Genomic DNA, 20,969 nt, shown 5'->3' on the forward strand with positions numbered 1-20,969 from the left:
ATGCGCCGAAACGGCAGCGTCTGTATTCACCAACTATGCGGTGGACAAAAAATGCGTTGCGGTGCCCGGTCAGTTGATTTTTCCTTAGTCAGGCAGGGCGATACCGCTGATATCGGCGCATATCGCCAACAACTGCTGCTGCAGCCGTGGATTGCGCGCCTGTGGATTAGCCGCCAGCGCCTGACGGTGATAAAAGTACTCCCCGCTTACCCGCGCTTCATCGGCGCTGGCTAACCACACCTGGGTATGATGCGCCTGATCGAGATCGTCGGGAGCACCGGCACCGCCCATTTTGGTCGGTACCCAGCCTGGCTCCAGCGCGTTGCTGTATACCTGCGGCCAGCGCCGGGCGATGGCAAACGCCAGCATGGCATCATGCAGTTTACTCTCAGCATAAGCCTGCAAAGCGTGCCAGCGCCGCCGCTGCCACAAAATATCATCCAGGTTAGCTTCGGCATGATGATGCATGCCGGAGCTGAGGTAAATCAGCCGCTGCGGCCGCTCAATCAGCGCCGTAAGAATATAGGGTGCCAGCGTGTTGATGGCGAACAGATGCGGCAGGCCATCTGCGGTTAACTGATAAGGCTCGCGATAGCCAACCGCCACGTTGTGGATCACCGCATCAAATCTGCCGAGCGCATTAACCTGCTGCGCCACACTGCGGGCGCCGGCGATGGTCATCACGTCGCCGCTGACCACGGCTTCAGCCTGCGGTAGCGCCTCCTGCGCCGCGCGGGCACGCGCGGCGTTGCGTCCGTGCAGCACCACCTGATGGCCCTGCTCAACCAGCAGTTCAGCCGCCATCAGCCCGAGGTCGGTGGATGAACCGGAAATAAAAATACATGACATGGAAAACACCTTAAGCGTGAAGTGAAGCGGCGCGCGATGTCAGCGCCAGCAGCGCACCGAGCAGCGCACAGGCCGCACCAAACAGATAGACGGCGGCATAGCTGAAGTGGCTGGCGATGGCACCGGCAATCGGTCCGGAAATACCATAAGCGATGTCGAGAAAAGCAACGAAGGCGCCCATGGCGCTGCCGCGACTGGTAGGCGGCACGCGCTTCAGCGCTTCCACGCCGAGGGCGGGAAAGATCAGCGCACAGCCAAGACCGGTAATCAGCGCGCCGGTGAGCGCCAGCGTTTCGTCAGGCGCAAACCACAGCAGCATCTGCCCCAGCGCCTCCACCAGCAGTGAATAAGCCGCCACACGGTAGCCACCAATGCGATCCGGCAGATGTCCCAGCACTAGGCGCACGGCGATAAAACCAACGCCAAACGCGGTCATCACCCAGCCGGCCAGCTGCCAGTGACGCGCGGCGAAGTAGAGCGAGGCGAAGGCCGTCAGGCCAGCCAGTCCGACGCCCTGCAGCATCAGGCCACAGCCTTCACGCCAGATGCGGCCAATCACCCGATAGAACGGCAAACGTGTCCCCCCGACCGCGCGATAACCGCTGGCAGCCGTGGCGATGAGCGCCGCCAACAGCGGAGCCGCGATGCAGGCCAGCATCGCCGCCGCTAAGCCGACGTGCTGATACAGCATCATGCCGGCAGGGGCACCGAGCGACAGCGCGGCAAACATGCCGATGCCGGTCCAGGACATCGACAGACCGGCACGCTGTGGCCCGACCGAGGCGATTGACTAGGCCACGCAGCCGGTGACGAACTGGCTTTCGCCCATACCCGTCGCCAGCCGTCCGGCAATCACCAGCGACAGACTGACCGCCGGTGAAAAGCCCGGCAGCGCGGCCAGCCAGTACAGCACGCGAGCCAGCGCGCGCACCGCCGCGCCCTGCAGCGCCGAGCGCTTACCGCCAACGCGATCGGTCAGTTGACCGGCGTAACCGCGCGTCAGCACAGTGGCGACAAACTGTATCCCAATCACCAGCCCGACCCACAGGTTGCTGAAACCGAGATGCTGATGGATAAACTGCGGGATTACCGGCAGCGGCAACCCGACCACCAGATAACCGCAAAACAGCGCGGCAATCACGCCGGTCGCCGGTCGCGACAAATGCGCAGCTTCAGCCTGCGCGCTTAATGCAGACATAACAGCCTCCATAAATGAACAGACAGCGCGGCAGGCCGCCGCGCTGCGGTAAATCAGGCAAACAAAGGATGGTGATAGCCGCTGGCATTCAGCAGATAGTCGCGCGAGGCGGTGATTTCCGCGTTCAGCTGTGCCACATCGACGTTGAGCAACTGACCATGACGTTTACGCAGTTCACCCGCCACCATAACGGTATCAACATCGGCGCGTTGCACCGCCTGCACCACCGTTGCTGTCACGCTGGTCAGCGGGAAAACGCCGATACCATCGGTGCGCAGCATAATAACGTCGGCCTGTTTACCTGGCGTGAGCGTGCCCGTTTGCTGCTCCAGCCCGGCCGCACGCGCGCCGTTAATCGTTGCCGACTGCAGTACGGCTTCCACACTAATCGGTGCCGGTACGTCGCTTTCGCTCCGGAAGCGGCGATAGCGCATCGCTGAGCGCTGCTGGTTAAACAGCGCCTGCATTTCACCGAACAGATCGCTGCCGAAGGCGGTATCGAGATCGATACCGAGCGCCGGCGTTATTCCGCGATCGACCGCCTGCTGCCAGGTGTGCGCCGGTACGCGCGTACAGTGGTTGAAAATGTTGTGCGGACCCAGCAAGCCGGGTTGGGCGAACTCCGCCGGCAGCTGCGCTAGGTCACCAATAAACTCGGTGAGAATGCGCATATCCAGCTCGCGCCCCACGCGCCACCACGCCAAGTTGAGCTGGCCAAACAGGCCAACCTGCACACGGCTGCCGGCGTGGTTCCAGCGGCTGGCTAGACGTGCCAGATCGCCCGGCAGATAATCGCTGGAAGCCTGCTTATCCATCGCTGCGCCAACCATGTGCAGCGCACGAATACCGCTCTCCTGCAGCGCGTCGAGCACCGCATCGGTATGCGCCGGACTGCGTGAACTGTGGCAGGCATCAATCACCGTGGTGATACCGGCATCCAGGCAAGCCAGCGCCGTCAGCCGGGTGCTGAGGTACATATCCAGCGGACGGTAATGCGCGCCGAGCGTTTCTGCCACCACATCGATATAGGCAAACAGATCGTCAACGTTGGGCATCAGGCGGCGCATCACACCGAGCCACATATGGTGATGCGCATCCACTAGGCCCGGCATCACGATATGGCCGCGGACATCAATCACCTGCGCATCGTCGGCGGAAAGGTTTTCCCCCACGGCGGCAATACGATCGTCTTCAATCAGCACATCGCCACAGACGAGGTCGGGCACGCTGGCGTCCAGCGTCAGGATAGTGCCGCCTTTAAAAAGGGTGCGCCGTACAGTCATAACATTCTCCTCAAAAGGGATCAGGAATCCGGCGGTCAGTGCCGGTCGCGTTTCGGGGCACACAATAAGTTGCAGCGCATTTTTGATAAAGGTAGGCTCAGGCAAATGATCTTTGCTAAAAATCAAAGATGGAGAACAGGATGAGTTTTGATGGCCGACTATTATCCGGCATGAGCGTGCTGGCAGCCGTGGTTGAAGCCGGCAGCTTCAGCCGTGCCGGCGAAGTGCTGGGGTTGTCCGCCTCGGGCGTCAGCCGTGCGATTTCACGACTGGAACAGCGTCTCGGCGTGCGCCTGCTGGATCGCACCACCCGCACCCTGCATCTCACCAGCGAAGGTGCCAGCCTGTATGAGCGGGCGGCGCCGCATCTGGAAGGGATTGAAGAAGCAGCAAACTACGTCTCCGGCGCCGCCGTGACGGTGCGCGGTACGCTGCGCGTGAGCCTGAATCCGCTGTTTTCCCGCTATGTGCTGGCGGCAAAGCTGCCGCTGCTGCGTGCCCGTTATCCGCATCTGGAACTGACGATTTTGCAGCAGTCCTGATGTGGGCGATCTGGTGGCAGAAGGTATTGATGTTGCGGTGCGTTTCGGGCCGTAGCCGCCGTCCACCATGACCTCACGCCTGCTGTTACAAACGCGCGTCCTGACGGTGGCAGCCCCGGACTATCTGGCACGCTGTGGCCGCCCGACGCAGCCGCAGCAGCTGACTGAGCACAATTGTCTGCAATACATCGATCCGCGCAGCAATAAGCCCTTTAGCTGGGAGTTTCATCGTGGCACGCAGCGGCTGACGGTAGCTACCCACGGCCATCTGACTACCACCGATCCGGATTTAATGGTACAGGCGTGCGTCGGCGGTGCCGGCGTAGCCTAGGTGCCGGCGCTGAGCGTGCAACATCTGATCGCCAGCGGTGAACTGGTAGAACTTTTCCCCGACTGGCCTGACGAAACTTATCCGCTGTTTATTACCCGGCCCTCGCGCCGTCTGGCGCCGGCGGCGGTGGAGGCATTTCTCGGGTTTTGTCTGGAGATTTGTGCGGAACAGAGCTGACGCGAATTACCGATTACCATCAGAGCGTGTTTGCCGGTAATAACCCACCAGTTGAATGATGAAGGTGAGCGTCGCGAGTAAAAACAGTATCCCCCCCAGGGGAATCGTGCCGAGCAGGAACCAGCCCATGACGCCTAACTCATACAGCAACTGGCCGCGATCTTCTCCCATGATGTAACAGGCATGCACGTTGCCTTCGTCCAGCTGGCAACCCGCCAGACTGGCGACATATCCCGCGCCCATCGCACAAATCAGCGGCAGAAAAGCGAGAAAAGTCGTGCCGCACAGCATCACAAGATAGAGAATGATGATGGATGTCAGCGGGCGTTTGCCGGGTGTCGCGCGCTTGTCCGCGGCTCTGAAATTAAACAGCACGTTTCCTCCTGAAGCCTCTGCCGTTAACGCCAGATTATTAACACATCCTTATCCTCCGCGACAAACCGGTAAACAAACGCCCGCGGGGTAGCGGGCGCGTTTATGCTGCGACATGACGCCAAGCGTTAAGGGGTGGCGCGGATAATCACTTTGCCGCGCGCATGGCCGGTCGCCACCTTTTCCAGCGCGGAGCGCGCATCATCCAGCGAAAAGATAGCGTCGGTGATGACCTGTAACTGCCCGGCCTGGAACAGGCTGCTCGCCCGGGCAAGATACGGCGTCGCGTTGGCGAAGAACACAAACTCACCGCGATGGCCGCTGGCAGGCGTGATGCCGAACTCCACCAGCGTGGCAATGCGACCGCCGGCGCGCAGCACGGACCAGGAGCGGCTCAGCGTTTCACCGCCGACGCTATCCATCACTAGGTCGATGTCGCGCGTTGCTGCGAAGTCCTGCGTGCGGTAATCAATCACCTCGTCGGCACCCAGACTGGTCACCAGCGCGTGGTTTTTAGCAGACGCCGTGGCGATGACATCAGCGCCCGCCTGATGCGCCAGCTGGACGGCCATGCTGCAGACGCCACCCGCTGCGGCGTGAATCAGCACGCGCTCTCCACGCTGGAGCTGGCCCACATCGAACAATGCCTGCTGCGCGGAGCCAAACGCGGTAGGCAGCGCCGCGGCCTGTTCAGCACTCATCGCCGCCGGGACAAGACATACGTCATCGGCGGCAATCACCAGGCTTTGTGCAAAAGCCCCGCCTGCGCCCGGTGGCGTGCGCCCGAATACGCGATCGCCCGCTTTTAAATGGTTCACGCGCTCGCCAACCGCCGTAATCACGCCGCAGAAATCCATGCCCGGCACGTAAGGCAGTTCCACCGGGAAAACCTGCTGCATGTGCCCTGAGATGATTTTCACATCCAGTGGGTTAACACTCGCCGCTTCAACCTGCACCGTCACCTCATCCGGACTGGCGGCGCGTAATTGACGTTCGCCAATCGTCAGCACATCCGCTGGGCCAAACGTATCAATCAATGCTGCTTTCATTATCAACTCTCCGGTCTGATTCAGGCTTGTGGCGGAAACTGGCCAAGCTGGAGGAACAAGCCAAACCAATCTTCCATGTGCCAGGTGGTGATCAGACGGCCGTCCTCCAGCACATGGAACTCATGGAGACGGAAGCTCACTTTTTTACCGGTCGGCGCGATACCGAAAATTTCGCAGAGATGGGTGCCGCTGATTTCCGCCCGCGCCGCGATGCGGCCAAGCTCCTGAATCATGTCATGCACCACGATCTGCACGTCCGGAAAGGCTTGCGCCAGCATGCGAATGATGGGCTTGATGCCTTCCGGCCCGGCCGCCTGTCCCGGCGCCAGCGGAATGTCCTCCCATGACGGTGCCAGCACGCTATCGACCAGATCGGGGTTGTTGTCGCTGAAGGCTCTGATAGAGCGTCTCTACCGCCTGTCGTTCAATTTTCAGCCGTTGCACGTATTTCTGCTGCTGGATTCATCGTTATTCACTTTCAGGTGGGGGTTGGTTGTGGAATTTTGCGCAGTGCCCTATAATTCGTCCAGCAAATATTCAATATGAGTAATTATTTGCCATATGGATTTTCATGGGATCGATCTCAATCTGTTAGTGGCTTTTGACGCGCTGATGAACGAGCGCAACGTCATGCGGGCGGCGACCCAGGTGGGCGTCAGCCAGCCGGCGATGAGTGGCGCTTTGTCGCGATTACGCACCCTGTTCGGTGACCCGCTGCTCATGCGCAGCGCGGAGGGTTTACTGCCGACCGCGCGTGCGCGCGATCTGTCCGGCCCCATCGCCAAGGCGTTGCGCCAGCTCGAAGCGACGCTGGTGGCAAAGCCCGCGTTTGCAGCGGAAAAAGCGCAAATAAATTTCAAGCTGGGCGTGTCAGAGTATCCGACTTTCGTGTTGCTGCCTTCGTTAATGCAGGCGCTACCGGACGCCGCCCCTAGCGTGTCATTGAATGTGCAGGCGTTTACCAACCGCGATCACGCGGTCGATTTGTTAGATGCCGGCACGATTGATGTCGCCATCGGCGTCATGCCCACCCACAGCGATAGCCGCATCATCTCCCGGCCCATACTGCGCGACGAATTCGTCACCATCGTCGCCAGCAACCATCCGGCGGCCAGACGCGGCATGAATATGGAGAGTTACCTAGCGCTGCCGCATATTCTCGTCTCGCCGGAAGGTGAACTGTACGGCCTGGTTGATCAGGTGCTGGCGCAGCAGGGTAAAAAGCGTCGGCTGGGACTGACGCTGCAGCAGATGTTTGCCGTGCCATCTATCGTGGCGCAAACCCATATGACGGCGACCGTGATGAAGCGCGTGGCGCTGCATGCGCAGGCCAGTCGCCAGTTGGTGCTGTTCCCTCCACCGCTGTCGTTGCCCGAAATGGTGTTTAACCTGATCTGGCACCGGCGCAGCGACGCGCATCCCGCCCAGCAGTGGTTCAGGGAATTTATTGAGCAACAGGCGGCGCGGCTGTAGGCGCTGTATCTGGATTCTGCGCGGATCGGGCGATGCGAAAGATGGCAGGATAAAAAAGCCCGCATTTACGCGGGCTTAGAGTTACTTTACTGCTTTTATGTGCTGGCGGTTGCCAGAGCGGACGTTATTCCCACTCAATCGTCGCGGGCGGTTTACCTGAAATGTCATAAACCACGCGAGAAATGCCGTTCACTTCGTTGATGATGCGGTTGGAGACGTGGCCGAGGAAGTCGTACGGCAGGTGCGCCCAGTGGGCCGTCATGAAGTCGATGGTTTCGACAGCACGCAGGGAAACCACCCAGTCGTATTTACGACCATCGCCCATCACGCCGACAGAGCGCACCGGCAGGAACACGGTAAAGGCCTGGCTGACTTTATTGTACAGATCGGCTTTGCGCAGCTCTTCGATAAAGATGGCATCAGCACGGCGCAGCAGGTCGCAGTACTCTTTCTTCACTTCACCCAGTACGCGCACGCCCAGACCCGGGCCCGGGAATGGATGGCGGTACAGCATGTCGTAAGGCAGGCCGAGTTCCAGACCGATTTTACGCACTTCATCTTTGAACAGCTCTTTCAGCGGCTCAATTAGGCCCATCTTCATCTCTTTTGGCAGACCGCCCACGTTGTGGTGCGATTTGATCACGTGCGCTTTACCGGTGGTCGAAGCCGCCGACTCAATCACGTCCGGATAGATGGTGCCCTGCGCCAGCCACTTCACGTCGGTCAGCTTCAGCGCTTCTTCGTCGAACACTTCCACGAACACGCGGCCGATGATTTTACGTTTGGCTTCCGGATCGTTCTCGCCCGCCAGCGCGTCGAGGAAGCGCCCTTCTGCCGCAACGTGCACGATGTTCAGACCAAAGTGGTCGCCGAACATGTCCATCACCTGCTCAGCTTCATTCAGACGCAGCAGTCCGTTATCGACGAACACACAGGTCAGGCGCTCACCAATCGCGCGGTGCAGCAGCATCGCGGTCACGGACGAGTCCACGCCGCCGGACAGGCCGAGAATCACACGGTCTTCACCCACCTGCTCACGGATGCGCTCTACCGCATCTTCGATGATTTTAGCTGGCGTCCACAGCGCTTCACAGCCGCAGATGTTGCGCACAAAACGCTCCAGCATGCGCAGGCCCTGACGGGTGTGCGTCACTTCCGGATGGAACTGCACGCCGTAGAAACGCTTCTCTTCGTTGACCATGATGGCAAACGGGCAGCTTTCGGTGCTGGCAACAGTCACGAAGTCTGCCGGGATCGCCGTGACTTTGTCTCCGTGGCTCATCCACACGTCGAGCAGCGGTTTGCCCGCCGCGCTGATGGCATCTTCGATATCACGCACCAGCGCGCTCGGGGTTGTCACTTCAACCTGCGCATAACCAAATTCACGCTCGTTCGAGCCTTCAACCTTACCGCCCAGCTGCATCGCCATGGTCTGCATGCCATAGCACACGCCCAGCACCGGCACACCAGCGTTGAACACATATTCCGGCGCGCGCGGGCTGTTGTGCTCGGTGGTGCTTTCCGGACCACCGGACAGGATGATGCCGTTCGGGTTGAACTGGCGGATTTGCTCTTCGGTGACATCCCACGCCCAGAGTTCGCAGTAGACGCCCAGCTCACGCACGCGGCGCGCGACCAGCTGCGTATACTGAGAACCAAAATCGAGGATCAAAATACGATGTTTATGAATATTTTCAGTCGTCATTGAGGCGTTTCCATTGGGATGGACTTAATAATAAAAGCGCCCGGCTGGAGCCGGGCGGGAAATCTTACGGGATTATGAACCCATGCGGTAGTTCGGTGACTCTTTGGTGATGGTCACATCGTGCACGTGGCTTTCGTTGATGCCGGCGCCGCTGATGCGCACGAACTCGGCTTTGGTGCGCAGATCGTCGATGGTCGGGCAACCGGTCAGGCCCATGCAGGAGCGCAGGCCGCCCATCTGCTGGTGCACGATCTCTTTCAGGCGGCCTTTATAGGCGACGCGCCCTTCGATACCTTCCGGCACCAGTTTGTCGGCGGCGTTATCGCTCTGGAAGTAACGGTCAGACGAGCCTTTGGACATTGCGCCCAGTGAACCCATTCCGCGGTAGGATTTGAACGCACGGCCCTGATAGAGTTCGATTTCGCCCGGCGATTCTTCGGTACCGGCCAGCATTGAGCCGACCATTACCGCCGACGCACCAGCTGCGATGGCTTTGGCGATGTCGCCAGAGAAACGGATACCGCCGTCAGCGATGACCGGAATACCAGTACCTTCCAGCGCTTCAACCGCGTCGGATACCGCCGTGATCTGCGGTACGCCAACGCCGGTAACGATACGGGTAGTACAGATGGAGCCCGGACCGATGCCCACTTTCACCGCGCTCACGCCCGCGTTAGCCAGCGCCAGTGCGCCTGCACCGGTCGCCACGTTGCCGCCGATGATTTCGAGGTTCGGATATTTTGCGCGGGTTTCACTGATACGCTGCAGTACGCCTTCGGAGTGGCCGTGAGAGGAATCGATCAGCAGCACGTCAACGCCCGCGGCGACCAGCGCATCAACACGCTCTTCGTTGCCGGCACCGGCACCCACCGCGGCACCGACGCGCAGACGACCCTGCGCATCTTTACAGGCGTTAGGTTTACGCTCGGCTTTCTGGAAATCTTTAACGGTAATCATGCCCAGCATGTGGAAGCTGTCGTCAACAACCAGCGCTTTCTCGACGCGTTTTTCGTGCATTTTCTGCAGCACGACTTCACGCGCTTCTCCCTCTTTCACCGTCACCAAGCGCTCTTTCGGCGTCATGACGGCGGTCACCGGCAGCGTCATATCGGTCACGAAGCGCACGTCACGACCGGTAATGATGCCCACCAGCTCGTTGTCAGCGTTGACCACCGGATAACCGGCAAAGCCGTTACGTTTGGTCAGCTCTTTTACTTCGGCCAGCGTGGTGGTTGGCAGCACGGTCTGTGGCTCCGTTACGACGCCGCTTTCGTGTTTTTTCACCTTGCGAACTTCATCCGCTTGGCGCTCAATCGACATGTTTTTGTGGATAAAGCCCAGACCGCCTTCCTGCGCCAGCGCAATCGCCAGACCGGCTTCGGTCACGGTGTCCATCGCTGCAGACAGCATAGGAATGTTGAGACGGATATTTTTGGTCAGCTGGGTGCTGAGATCGGCCGTGTTGGGTAAAACAGTGGAGTGAGCGGGAACGAGCAGGACGTCGTCAAATGTGAGGGCTTCTTTCGCGATTCTTAACATTGCAATATCTCCACCTGGGGTGTTTAAAACAGATAAAATATTGCCGCGGCATTATACAGGCCGAAATCGGTTGCCTCCAGTGTTTTTTCGGAAAAAGTCTTGATCCTCCGGGGCAGGCATGTAGTATCGGTTAATTAACCCTCTGATTTGAAATTTGATCCTCATCACATGTCGCTACCGCCAACCGCCAATATTTTTACTGTCAGCCGCCTGAACACCACGGTGCGCCAACTGCTGGAAAATGAGATGGGCCTGGTGTGGCTCAGCGCTGAAATCTCCAATTTCACTCAGCCCGCTTCCGGTCACTGGTACTTCACCCTGAAGGACGATGGCGCGCAGGTGCGCTGTGCCATGTTCCGCAACAGTAATCGACGCGTCAGCTTTCGCCCGCAGCACGGTCAGCAGGTGCTGGTGCGCGCCAGCATCACGCTGTATGAGCCGCGCGGCGACTATCAGCTGATTATCGAAAGCATGCATCCGGCCGGTGAAGGGCTGCTACAGCAACAGTTTGAGCAGCTGAAAGCCCGGCTGGCGGCGGAGGGCCTGTTCGACCAGCAGTTTAAACAACCGCTGCCGGAGCCGGCGCGCCAGGTGGCAGTGATCACCTCCGCCACCGGCGCGGCATTGCACGACGTGCTGCGCGTGCTGCATCGCCGCGATCCCTCGCTGCCGGTGGTGATCTATCCGACGGCAGTGCAAGGCGTTGATGCGCCCGCTGCTATCGTGCGCGCCATCGAGCTGGCCAACCAGCGTGACGAGTGCGACGTGCTGATTGTCGGTCGCGGCGGCGGTTCACTGGAAGATCTGTGGAGCTTCAACGACGAGCGCGTGGCGCGGGCCATTTTTGCCAGCCGCCTGCCGATCGTCAGCGCCGTTGGGCATGAAACCGATGTCACCATCGCCGACTTTGTTGCCGATCTGCGCGCGCCGACGCCTTCTGCCGCTGCCGAACTGGTCAGCCGCAACCAGATCGAGCTGCTGCGCCGTTTGCAGTCTCAGCAGCAGCGCATGGAGATGGCGATGGATTATTACGTGGCGCAGCAGCAGCGCCGCTTCACCCGGCTGCAGCATCGTCTGCAACAGCAGCATCCGCAGCTGCGCCTGGCGCGTCAGCAAACCACGCTGCTCCAGCTGCAGCGTCGTCTGCAGGAAGCGGTCGACCAGCGGCTGCGCTTGGCGAATCGCCAGCAGGATCGCCTGCTGCAGCGCCTGCAATCCCAGCAGCCGCAGGAACGTATTCTGCGCGCTCAGCAGCAGTTACAGCAGTGGCACTACCGGCTGCAGCAGGGTATGGAAAAACAGCTCAATCACAGCCGGCAGCGTTTTGGTGCGCTGGCAGCACAGCTGGAAGGCGTGAGTCCGCTGGCGACGCTGGCGCGTGGCTTTAGCGTCACCACCGATTCTCAAGGTCAGGTGGTGAAAAAGACCCGTCAGCTTCATACCGGCGATCTGCTGCGTACCCGGCTGGATGACGGCTGGGTGGAGAGTCAGGTGACGGCGTTACAACCGCAGAAGACGCGCAGCCGTAAGGCATGATTATCTTTTCAGCCTCATAAATGGTTGATAAACCCCGTAAATCGCGCGGGCTGCAGGCGCAGCGGCGCGCGATTGATAAGCGGGTCTATACTTTCTGACATACCCATCCGTCAGGGAGTCCGACATGCCTTACAGCGTTATTCCTCCGTACATTCTGCGAAACATCATCGATAACTGTTCCGGCGCACAGCAGGATTACGCGCGTCGCACCCTCACCCACGTGCAACAGCTGATGGCGGAACATCCCCACACCACCAGCGCAGCCAGCACGGCGCAGCCCGGCAGCGTGCTGCGCGCTATCTACGATGCGGGTAATACGCAAAATTTGCCCGGCACCTTGATCCGTGAGGAGGGCCAGCCCGGTAACGGTGACGTCGCCGCCGACGAAGCGTGGAACTATCTCGGCATCACCTATGATTTCTACTGGCAGATCTACCAGCGCAACTCGCTGGACAACAAAGGCCTGAAACTGGATGGCATCGTGCATTACGGCAAGGAGTACCAGAACGCCTTCTGGAATGGCCAGCAGATGGTATTTGGCGACGGCGACGGTGAGATTTTCAATCGCTTTACCATTGCCATTGATGTGGTCGCGCACGAGCTGACGCACGGCGTGACCGAAACCGAAGCCGGGCTGATTTACTTCCAGCAGGCGGGTGCGCTCAACGAATCGATGTCCGATGTGTTCGGCTCGCTGGTGAAGCAGTATCACCTCAAACAAAGCGCCGATCAGGCCGATTGGATCATCGGCGAAAGGCTGCTGGCGGCGGGTATTAAGGGCAGCGGCCTGCGCTCGATGTCCGCGCCCGGTACCGCCTATGACGATCCGCTGCTCGGCAAAGATCCGCAGCCTGCCGATATGGACCACTATATCGACACGCGCGAAGACAACGGTGGCGTGCATCTTAATTCCGGCATTCCCAATCGCGCCTTCTATCTGGCGGCATCCGCGCTGGGCGGCTTTGCCTGGGAACGGGCCGGTCAGGCATGATACGACACGCTGTGCGATAAGGAACTGCCGCAGGATGCCGATTTCAGCACCTTTGCGCGCTTTACCGTACAGCATGCCGCAAAACGTTTTGATAATACGGTGGCACAGGCGATCCGGTCCGCGTGGCACGAGGTAGGTGTAAGGTGAATATTCAGCTGACCGATGACGCCATCATTGAGCTGGCGCGTGAAGGCGGCATTGCATTTATCCCCGGCCTGCGCAGCGAGCGGCGATTTGCGCTGGCGCAGCTGCCGGAACCGCAGAAGCAGCGCGTGTGCAACGTGCTGGAGCAGGCGCTGCCGCTGGGCGAGCCGGAGGAACAGGCCGCCAGCATCGGGCGCGGCGACCAGCGCTATTTCCGCATCCAGATTAGTTACACGACCCACCGCGAAGCAGGAACGATTGTGATCCTGATTCCGGAAAACGTCGCGCCTCCTGAACTGCAGGCGCTGTGGCGCGACGGCGAAGAATAACTTAGACAGTTCCCACAGCATCGCCGTAACTAACTGACTATACTGGATAACGTGGCTAGCTAGTCCACATCAAAGAAAATACCCTTAGATGAGGTCTCTGCTATGACACAAACCAAGCAACGAGGCGGTGCCGGGAACTTTGCAAAGGACCTGAAGCGCGCCAGGGAAGCCGGTAGCGCGGGCGGCAAAGTCAGTGGGGGCAATTTCAGGAACGATCCTGAGAGAGCCAGGGAAGCTAAAAGAAAAGGAGGGCAAAAAAGCCGTCGCCCCTATAAGCAGAAGTAAGTAAGGATCCTTACAGGAAGGAGTACGCCACGGAGGGTTAATAAAAAAGGCCGACATCATGATGTCGGCCTTTCTTTCACTGCGGCTTACTTGCTGTCGGGCAGCGCGTAAGCAATCACGTAATCACCGCGATCCGGCGACTGACGCGCGCCGCCTGCGGAGATCAGGATGTACTGTTTGCCGGTTTTCGGCGAAACATAGCTGATTGGTCCGCCCTGGCTGCCCCCTGGCTGCCCACCGGCAGACGCGCTTTCCACACTTCTTTACCGGTTGAGCTGTCAAAGGCGCGCAGGTAGTAATCCTGGGTGCCGGCAATAAATACCAGACCGCCCTGCGTTGCCAGCGTACCGCCCAGCGTCGGCATACCGACCGGCATCTGCGCATGCATTTTGATACCAAACGGACCGGTATCCGGCACCTGCCACACAATCTGACGGGTCTTCATGTCGATGGCTGACAGCGTACCGAACGGCGGTGCCTGACATGGAATGCCCAGCGGTGACATAAAGCGGTTTTTGTTTACTGCGTACGGCGTGCCTTTCAGCGGTACCGCACCCATGCCGGTGTTGATCGCTTCACCGCCGTTGCTGGCAGCCGATTTGGTGGTGTCCTGCGGAATCATCTGCACCCACAGGCCGAGACGCATATCGTTGACGAACATGTACTGGTTGTTCGGATCGAACGAGATGCTGCCCCAGCTCATGCCACCGAGCGAGCCTGGGAAGCTGAGCCAAACATCGGTGTCCGGCACGGTGAACAGGCCGTCATAACGCATGCCTTTAAAGGCAATACGGCAAGCCAGCTGGTCAAACGGCGTGGCACCCCACATGTCTGACTCGGTCAGTTTCTGATTGCCAATGTTTGGCATTTCCACGGAGTGCGGCTGAGTTTTGGTGTACTGCTCGTTCGGGATATGGCCCTGCGGCATCGGCAGCTCTTCAACTTTGGTCAAAGGCTTGCCGGTCTGGCGATCCAGCACCCAGATCATGCCGGTTTTCCCGCCGATCACCACCGCGGGTTTGGTGGTGCTATCCTTCATCGGGAAGTCCACCAAGCTCGGCTGCATTGGCAGGTCGAAGTCCCGCAGGTCATTGTGGACCGTCTGATACACACACTTCTCTTTACCGGTGGTGGCATCCAGCGCCAGCACCGACGCGCCATATTTGTGATCCAGCGCGGTACGGTTGGCACCCCACAGGTCCACCGATGAGCTGCCCATTGGCAGGAACACGGTGTTCATCGCCGGATCGTAAGAGATTGGCGCCCATGAGTTTGGCGTACTGCGGGTGTAATCCTGACCCGGCATCAGCACGGCGTTTGGATCTTCATTGCCCGGGTCAAACGCCCAGCGCATCTGGCCGGTGATGACGTCGAAGCCACGCAGAACGCCGCCAGGCATGTCTGTCTGTACGTTATCCGCAACGCGACCGCCCACCACGACTAGGATTTACGGCGAAAGAACTGAATCGCCGACAGTAACATGACGATACCGGCAATGAGGAAGTACCAGCTGCCGCCCAAGGCCACCAGTTTACCGCCACCGATCGCGAAGAACAGGCCGATCGCCAACAGGACCAGCCCAAATAACACGGACCAGAGACTCAACCCTTTACCGGGACGAGCGGAATTTTCTGCCATAACACAAACTCTCCTGAAAAAACAACGCGCGGCGGCCGGAATGCGGGAGCTGCCGGTCAATGTCTTCCTGACTGAGCAGGGACAGGAAGTTATCCGTTACGCTTTATTTTATATGGGAGCTACGCCCGTTATGCAGCGCTTGTGAGCGAGGCCACAGGATCAACATCCGCTGGCATTCGCGACAAGACGGGCAGGATTGTACCACCCGGTACAATTAAAAGTGAACATCCATAACGCGGTAGTTACTGGGCAATAGCATTTTTGCTACAAACGCAGCGCGAAGCGAGCAGCCAGCGCCACTTCGCGCTATCGCAAACCCTCATTCCATGACGTCTTCCGGGCGATAATGCACGCGCCTGCTGGAGATCAGGCCCGTGACCGTGGGTACAGAAATAATCTATGGCACCGCACGCTTTCAGCACCTGCAGCGGCTGCTGGCAGTCGGGACAGCAGGCCAGCGCGGTGAAATGATACTGGCAGTGCGGGTAGTCGAAGCGTTGTTCGCTGTAAGTGAGCGGTTGCTGACAGTGAGGGCATGGTGTGAGCATGATGACTCCGGAATCGTGGCTAATGACCGTGGCAAAACCGGATGTTACGCCAAAAAAAGAGGGCCCATCCGGGCCCTCATCATGTTTAGCGTTTGTTTTTCTTCAGATGCGATATCAAACGCTTACGCTTACGCTGCTGGGTTGGTGTCAGCCGGTTGCGTTTGCCCGCATACGGGTTATCACCCTCTTTAAACTGGATGCGAATCGGCGTTCCCATCACGTTCAGCGAGCGGCGGAAGTAGTTCATCAGGTAACGCTTGTAAGAATCCGGCAGATCCTTCACCTGATTACCGTGAATCACCACAATCGGCGGGTTATAACCACCGGCATGCGCATATTTGAGTTTCACGCGGCGGCCACGCACCAGCGGCGGCTGATGGTCGTCAGCAGCCATGTTCATGATACGCGTCAGCATTGAGGTATTTACGCGTTTGGTCGAGCAGTCGTACGCTTCCGTCACCGATTCGAACAGGTTGCCCACACCGCTGCCGTGCAGTGCCGAGATAAAGTGCACGCGCGCGAAGTCAATAAAGCCGAGACGGAAGTCCAGCGTATCTTTCACTTCATCTTTAATCTCCTGCGACAGGCCATCCCACTTGTTGACCACAATCACCAGCGAGCGCCCACTATTCAGGATAAAGCCGAGCAGCGACAGGTCCTGATCGGAAATGCCCGCGCGCGCGTCGATCACCAGCATCACCACGTTGGCATCTTCAATCGCCTGCAGCGTTTTGATTACGGAGAATTTTTCCACCGTATCAGTGATTTTGCCGCGCTTACGCACGCCCGCGGTATCAATCAGAATGTACTCGCGGTCATCACGCTCCATCGGAATGTAGATGCTGTCGCGCGTGGTGCCCGGCATGTCGTACACCACCACACGGTCTTCACCGAGGATACGGTTGGTGAGCGTTGACTTACCTACGTTCGGACGACCCACAATCGCCAGTTTGATCGGCAGACCGGTCGGATCGAAGGCTTCTTCCTCTTCTTCCTCCAGCGCTTCACCGTTCTCTTCGGCGGCTAACGTGGCCCAGTAGGCTTCGTTTTCGTCCTCTTCGCTGACTTCCCGCGGCGCGATATCATCCATCCACGGCAGCAGCGCGGTTTCCAGCAGGCTGGTGACGCCACGACCGTGCGACGCGGCAATCGGGTGAATCTCACCCAGGCCGAGCGCGTAGAAGTCCAGCACCGCAGCATCCGGATCGAGACCATCAGTTTTGTTGGCAACGAAGAACGTCGCTTTATCGCGCGAACGCAGATGATTGGCGATCTGCTGATCCGCCGGCATGACGCCAGCGCGCGCATCGACTAAAAACAGCACCACATCGGCCTCTTCAATCGCCAGCAGCGACTGCTCCGCCATGCGGTTTTCCACACCTTCCTCGGTGCCATCAATACCGCCGGTATCGATAACAATAAATTCGCGCCCTTCCACTTCGGCGCGACCATATTTGCGATCGCGAGTCAGTCCAGGGAAATCGGCCACTAACGCATCACGTGTGCGCGTTAAGCGGTTAAACAGCGTGGATTTCCCCACATTGGGACGCCCAACCAGCGCGACCACAGGTACCATAACACTTGCCTCAGTTATTAAAAATAAATCGCCCGAATGGCGTGATTATAACGGCATTTGCCGTCAGGTTCAGGCCGCAGGCGCCAAGAATATCATGCCTGACTAAAAACAGAACGGCCCCTGACGAATCAGGAGCCGTATCAATGCGTGCGAAACGCTGCCCGTCGGGCCATCGCCTTAACGGGTGATGGCGTAGACCTCACCGCCTTTCGCCTGGATCAACAGCTTGTCACCGGCCACGACCGGCTCGGTCTGGAAGCCGTCGCTGTCCAGTTTCTGCTGTGCCACGAAGCGGCCATCTAGGGTATTGATCCAGTGCACGTAGCCTTCGCTATCGGCAACCACTAGGTAACCGTTGAACAGCACCGGAGACGTCAGGTTACGGTGCAGCAGATCGCTCTGACGCCAGATCGCCACGCTGCCATCGGCGTTCAGCGCAATCACGCGGTCATCCTGATCCACCAGACAGATGCGACCGGCATCGACGATCAGATCTTTGACGCCGCCGATTTCATGCTTCCATAGAATCTGACCGGAACGCAGATCCAGCGCCGTCAGGTTACCGTTGTAGGCCAGCGCATAGACCACGCCATTGACGATCACCGGCGTGGTGTCGACATCGTTAAGACGATCGATCTCGGTAGCGCCGCTTGGCTGGGAGATACGCTGCTGCCAGATCAGCTGGCCCTGGTTCATGATCACCGCGCTGACGCGACCGTTGTCGCCGCCGACAATCGCGCCGCCGAACGCCACCGCGGGCGCCGATTCACCGCGTAGCGACAGCGCTGGCATATCCAGATTCACGCTCCATTTCACCGCGCCGCTGCCCTGATCGAGCCCCTGCAGCATACCGTTGCTGGTGTGAATCAGTACCAGACCATCGCTGACCACCGGACGCGACAGCGCTTCGCCGGCCACTTTGGTCTGCCAGGCAATGCTGCCGTCGCTGCTGTTCAGGGCAAATACCTGCCCCCGCTCGCTACCGATGTAGAGGCGATCGCCGTTGGCCGTGATACCGCCAGACAGCAGTGCCGAAATGTTTTTCGAGAAGAAGCCGGTCTTCTCAGAGAGGTTCACTTTCCACTTCTCTTTGCCGTTGCTGGCGTCGAGCGCTTTCACGATACCGAAGCGGTCGGCGGCATACACGGTGCCGTCCTGCCAGGCGGGATGCAGATTGGAGTAGAAATCACCCACGCCGTCACCGACCGAGGTGCTCCACGCGGTTTCCGGCGTGAACTGGTTTTCAACCTTCGGCAGCGGGGCCATTTTCACTACATCTTCTTCGCCGCTGAACAGCGAGCAACCGCTGAGCAGAGTGACTGACATTAGCCCTAGCAGCAGGTACTTACGTAATTCCATGTGCGCTCTCTTGACTGGCTTAACTTAAGTTATTCATCTTCATCTGCAGCATCTGCTTCAGCGCAGGAGAAGCCTGCGATTCCGCACCTTTGCTCCAGGCATCACGGGCGCCCTGCTTATCGCCTTTGCTCAGCAGTGCTTCGCCACGAATGTCCGCCACAATGGCTGTCCAGCCATCACCCTTCACATTGTTCAGGGTAGTAAGGGCGGCATCGGCTTGGTTTTGCTGCAGTTGAATGCGTGCCAGACGCAGGTTGATCACCGCCTGCAGATTGGCATCTTTGGTGTCTGTCAGCCCGCTCTGTAACAGCGTGATGGCTTTGTCTAACTGATTGGCGGCAACGTACTGTTTAGCCAGATCCAGCGCGGCCAGCGCACCGTAGGTGTTGTTGTTCTCGCTGGCGAAGCTGGCGACCGCTTCCAGCGTCTGCGGCTTGTCTACCTGCATGGCGCTGGTCAGCTGCTGATACTGCGCCGACGCGGCTTTGTCCGCCCCTTCCTGATGGCTGCTCCAGAAACGCCAGCCGCCCAGTGCAGCGATACCGACGATGACCGCGACCGCCAGCGCTTTGCCATTATTGGCAAAGAAGCGACGCAGCGCATCAACCTGTTCGTTTTCGTTGCTGTAAACTTCCACGCAATCCCTCTCCTTAAAATGCCTGTTGCAGTGCTGCGCTTACTGCAACAGCGTGTGCAGCGTCGCGGCGGCGTCGCTCTGCGCCAGCGTCTGCTGATCGCCGGTGCGCAGGTCTTTAATTACCACCTGGCCCGCTTTCACTTCGTCTTCGCCCAGCACCAGCGCGATGCGTGCGCCCCACTTGTCCGCACGGGCAAACTGCTTTTTGAAGTTACCGCCGCCGAAGTTGGTCATCAGCTTCAGCGCCGGGTCGGCATCACGCAGTTTTTCCGCCAGTTGCATCGCGGCGGACTGCACGCCCTGCCCCGAAGCGATAACATAGACATCAACAATGCGCGTCGGTTCAAATTCCGGATTCACCGCCTGCACCAGCAGCACCAGACGCTCGAGCCCCATGGCAAAACCGACCGCCGGCGTCGCGCGGCCGCCCAGTTGCTCCACCAGACTATCATAGCGACCGCCGCCGCACACGGTGCCCTGCGAGCCGAGGCTGCTGGTCACCCATTCGAACACGGTGCGGTTGTAGTAGTCGAGGCCGCGCACCAGGCGCTGATTGATGCGGTATTTAATGCCGGCATCGTCGAGCAGCGCGCACAGGCCGCTGAAGTGTTCACGTGACTCTTCGTCGAGGAATTCACCCAGCGTCGGCCCGTCGTTAAGCAGCGTCTGAATATCAGGATTTTTGCTGTCCAGCACGCGCAGCGGATTGGTATACATGCGGCGTTTGCAATCTTCGTCCAGCACTTCTTCATGCTGTTCGAGGAAGGCCACCAGCGCGCTGCGGTAGTTGGCGCGCGCGTCCAGTGAACCGATGGAGTTCAGCTCCAGCTCAACGTGGTCAGCAATGCCCAGCGCTTTCCACCAGCGATGGGTCAGCATGATCAGCTCGGCGTCCACGTCCGGCCCCTGCAGGCCAAACACTTCCACACCCATCTGGTGGAACTGGCGATAGCGCCCCTTCTGCGGACGCTCGTAGCGGAACATCGGACCGATGTACCACAGGCGCTGCTCCTGATTGTACAGCAGACCATGTTCGATACCGGCGCGCACGCAACCTGCGGTGCCTTCCGGACGCAGCGTCAGGCTCTCGCCGTTGCGGTCTTCAAAGGTGTACATCTCTTTTTCAACCACGTCGGTGACTTCACCGATCGCGCGGCTGAACAGTGGGGTTTGCTCGACGATTGGCAGACGGATTTCACTGTAGCCGTAGCTGGCCAGCACCTGCTTCAGGGTGCCTTCAATACGCTGCCAGATGGCGGTATCTGCCGGCAGGTAATCGTTCATCCCGCGAATCGCTTGAATATTCTTCGCCACGTTAGAATCTCTTAATACAAAAAAACCTGTCCGGCCTCATACCTTATGAGGATGAAACCGCACAGGTTCAATCACAACTGGCGTGCGCCGGGCG

At 59.2% G+C, this 20,969-nt stretch carries 21 protein-coding genes and 3 pseudogenes; 8 read left to right on the top strand and 16 right to left on the bottom strand.

The window, feature by feature from the left end; genetic code table 11:
* Positions 1-84 precede the first annotated feature (84 nt).
* Genes AC6I8M_RS00720 through AC6I8M_RS00735 form a run of 4 tightly spaced genes read right to left on the bottom strand, consistent with a single transcriptional unit; the run spans position 85 to position 3,330 of the window.
* Positions 85-849, bottom strand: coding sequence for an SDR family oxidoreductase (locus tag AC6I8M_RS00720; protein ID WP_058948699.1), 765 nt, complete (start codon positions 847-849; stop codon positions 85-87).
* Between the two features lie 10 nt (positions 850-859).
* Positions 860-1,600 carry an MFS transporter gene (locus AC6I8M_RS00725; RefSeq protein WP_010617612.1) on the bottom strand — a complete coding sequence of 247 codons (741 nt, stop codon included), beginning with the start codon at positions 1,598-1,600 and terminating at the stop codon, positions 860-862.
* Positions 1,601-1,639: 39 nt separating this feature from the next.
* A complete protein-coding gene (locus AC6I8M_RS00730) occupies positions 1,640-2,047 on the bottom strand; it encodes an MFS transporter (RefSeq protein WP_498013622.1) in 408 nt (135 codons plus the stop codon).
* Positions 2,048-2,100: 53 nt separating this feature from the next.
* Positions 2,101-3,330 carry an amidohydrolase family protein gene (locus AC6I8M_RS00735; RefSeq protein WP_498013623.1) on the bottom strand — a complete coding sequence of 410 codons (1,230 nt, stop codon included), beginning with the start codon at positions 3,328-3,330 and terminating at the stop codon, positions 2,101-2,103.
* 140 nt (positions 3,331-3,470) lie between these two features.
* Between AC6I8M_RS00735 and AC6I8M_RS00740 the strand changes: the two genes are divergently transcribed.
* The 3 genes from AC6I8M_RS00740 (at position 3,471) to AC6I8M_RS00750 (ending at position 4,380) form a co-directional block, all read left to right on the top strand.
* Positions 3,471-3,872 (top strand): LysR family transcriptional regulator, encoded by a 402-nt coding sequence (locus tag AC6I8M_RS00740; protein WP_010617615.1) that lies wholly within the window; start codon positions 3,471-3,473, stop codon positions 3,870-3,872.
* A gap of 67 nt (positions 3,873-3,939) precedes the next feature.
* Positions 3,940-4,203, top strand: coding sequence for a LysR substrate-binding domain-containing protein (locus tag AC6I8M_RS00745; RefSeq protein ID WP_010617616.1), 264 nt, complete (start codon positions 3,940-3,942; stop codon positions 4,201-4,203).
* Positions 4,204-4,380 (top strand): type 2 periplasmic-binding domain-containing protein, encoded by a 177-nt coding sequence (locus tag AC6I8M_RS00750; protein ID WP_010617617.1) that lies wholly within the window; start codon positions 4,204-4,206, stop codon positions 4,378-4,380.
* Between the two features lie 6 nt (positions 4,381-4,386).
* Here the strand turns inward: AC6I8M_RS00750 and AC6I8M_RS00755 are convergent, their stop codons facing one another.
* From AC6I8M_RS00755 to AC6I8M_RS00765, 3 genes are all read right to left on the bottom strand, one after another.
* Positions 4,387-4,755, bottom strand: a complete 369-nt coding sequence (locus AC6I8M_RS00755; protein ID WP_010617618.1) for a hypothetical protein — start codon at positions 4,753-4,755, stop codon at positions 4,387-4,389.
* 125 nt (positions 4,756-4,880) lie between these two features.
* Positions 4,881-5,801, bottom strand: coding sequence for an NADP-dependent oxidoreductase (locus tag AC6I8M_RS00760; RefSeq protein ID WP_498013624.1), 921 nt, complete (start codon positions 5,799-5,801; stop codon positions 4,881-4,883).
* A gap of 20 nt (positions 5,802-5,821) precedes the next feature.
* The gene (locus AC6I8M_RS00765; protein ID WP_010617620.1) at positions 5,822-6,160 is read right to left on the bottom strand and encodes an ester cyclase; all 339 of its coding nucleotides are present in this window, start codon (positions 6,158-6,160) and stop codon (positions 5,822-5,824) included.
* 202 nt (positions 6,161-6,362) lie between these two features.
* On the opposite strand from AC6I8M_RS00765, the gene AC6I8M_RS00770 reads away from it, so the two are divergent.
* On the top strand, positions 6,363-7,274 hold the full coding sequence (locus AC6I8M_RS00770) for a LysR family transcriptional regulator (RefSeq protein ID WP_010617621.1): 912 nt from the start codon (positions 6,363-6,365) through the stop codon (positions 7,272-7,274).
* 124 nt (positions 7,275-7,398) lie between these two features.
* Here the strand turns inward: AC6I8M_RS00770 and guaA are convergent, their stop codons facing one another.
* Positions 7,399-8,979 carry a glutamine-hydrolyzing GMP synthase gene (gene guaA / locus AC6I8M_RS00775; protein ID WP_010617622.1) on the bottom strand — a complete coding sequence of 527 codons (1,581 nt, stop codon included), beginning with the start codon at positions 8,977-8,979 and terminating at the stop codon, positions 7,399-7,401.
* Between the two features lie 72 nt (positions 8,980-9,051).
* Positions 9,052-10,518, bottom strand: coding sequence for an IMP dehydrogenase (gene guaB, locus AC6I8M_RS00780; RefSeq protein WP_010617623.1), 1,467 nt, complete (start codon positions 10,516-10,518; stop codon positions 9,052-9,054).
* Between the two features lie 168 nt (positions 10,519-10,686).
* Here guaB and xseA point away from each other — a divergent pair, with 168 nt between their 5' ends.
* The 4 genes and pseudogenes from xseA (at position 10,687) to AC6I8M_RS00800 (ending at position 13,803) form a co-directional block, all read left to right on the top strand.
* The gene (gene xseA / locus AC6I8M_RS00785; RefSeq protein ID WP_010617624.1) at positions 10,687-12,054 is read left to right on the top strand and encodes an exodeoxyribonuclease VII large subunit; all 1,368 of its coding nucleotides are present in this window, start codon (positions 10,687-10,689) and stop codon (positions 12,052-12,054) included.
* A gap of 124 nt (positions 12,055-12,178) precedes the next feature.
* Positions 12,179-13,192 (top strand): annotated as a pseudogene (locus AC6I8M_RS00790) (M4 family metallopeptidase).
* Positions 13,189-13,518 carry a protealysin inhibitor emfourin gene (locus AC6I8M_RS00795; RefSeq protein WP_010617626.1) on the top strand — a complete coding sequence of 110 codons (330 nt, stop codon included), beginning with the start codon at positions 13,189-13,191 and terminating at the stop codon, positions 13,516-13,518. Before AC6I8M_RS00790 ends, AC6I8M_RS00795 begins: the two are co-directional and overlap by 4 nt.
* Positions 13,519-13,620: 102 nt before the next feature.
* Positions 13,621-13,803 (top strand): con-10 family general stress protein, encoded by a 183-nt coding sequence (locus AC6I8M_RS00800; RefSeq protein ID WP_058948695.1) that lies wholly within the window; start codon positions 13,621-13,623, stop codon positions 13,801-13,803.
* Positions 13,804-13,889: 86 nt separating this feature from the next.
* On the opposite strand, the pseudogene AC6I8M_RS00805 reads toward AC6I8M_RS00800, so the two are convergent.
* From AC6I8M_RS00805 to hisS, 7 genes and pseudogenes are all read right to left on the bottom strand, one after another.
* Positions 13,890-15,244, bottom strand: a pseudogene (locus AC6I8M_RS00805) (outer membrane protein assembly factor BamB family protein); the annotation flags it as partial.
* Positions 15,244-15,441, bottom strand: coding sequence for a hypothetical protein (locus AC6I8M_RS00810; RefSeq protein WP_022548299.1), 198 nt, complete (start codon positions 15,439-15,441; stop codon positions 15,244-15,246). The pseudogene AC6I8M_RS00805 and the gene AC6I8M_RS00810, both read right to left, overlap by 1 nt.
* Positions 15,442-15,760: 319 nt before the next feature.
* Positions 15,761-15,989, bottom strand: a pseudogene (locus AC6I8M_RS00815) (zinc ribbon domain-containing protein).
* A gap of 85 nt (positions 15,990-16,074) precedes the next feature.
* Positions 16,075-17,565, bottom strand: a complete 1,491-nt coding sequence (der, locus tag AC6I8M_RS00820) for a ribosome biogenesis GTPase Der (protein ID WP_010617628.1) — start codon at positions 17,563-17,565, stop codon at positions 16,075-16,077.
* A 177-nt stretch (positions 17,566-17,742) separates the two neighbouring features.
* Positions 17,743-18,924, bottom strand: coding sequence for an outer membrane protein assembly factor BamB (bamB, locus tag AC6I8M_RS00825; protein WP_010617629.1), 1,182 nt, complete (start codon positions 18,922-18,924; stop codon positions 17,743-17,745).
* Between the two features lie 19 nt (positions 18,925-18,943).
* Positions 18,944-19,561 (bottom strand): YfgM family protein, encoded by a 618-nt coding sequence (locus AC6I8M_RS00830; RefSeq protein ID WP_010617630.1) that lies wholly within the window; start codon positions 19,559-19,561, stop codon positions 18,944-18,946.
* A gap of 39 nt (positions 19,562-19,600) precedes the next feature.
* Complete coding sequence (gene hisS / locus AC6I8M_RS00835) at positions 19,601-20,875, bottom strand: histidine--tRNA ligase (RefSeq protein ID WP_010617631.1); 1,275 nt, start codon at positions 20,873-20,875, stop codon at positions 19,601-19,603.
* Between the last annotated feature and the right edge of the window lie 94 nt (positions 20,876-20,969).

The sequence above is a fragment of the Type-A symbiont of Plautia stali genome (assembly GCF_059731155.1).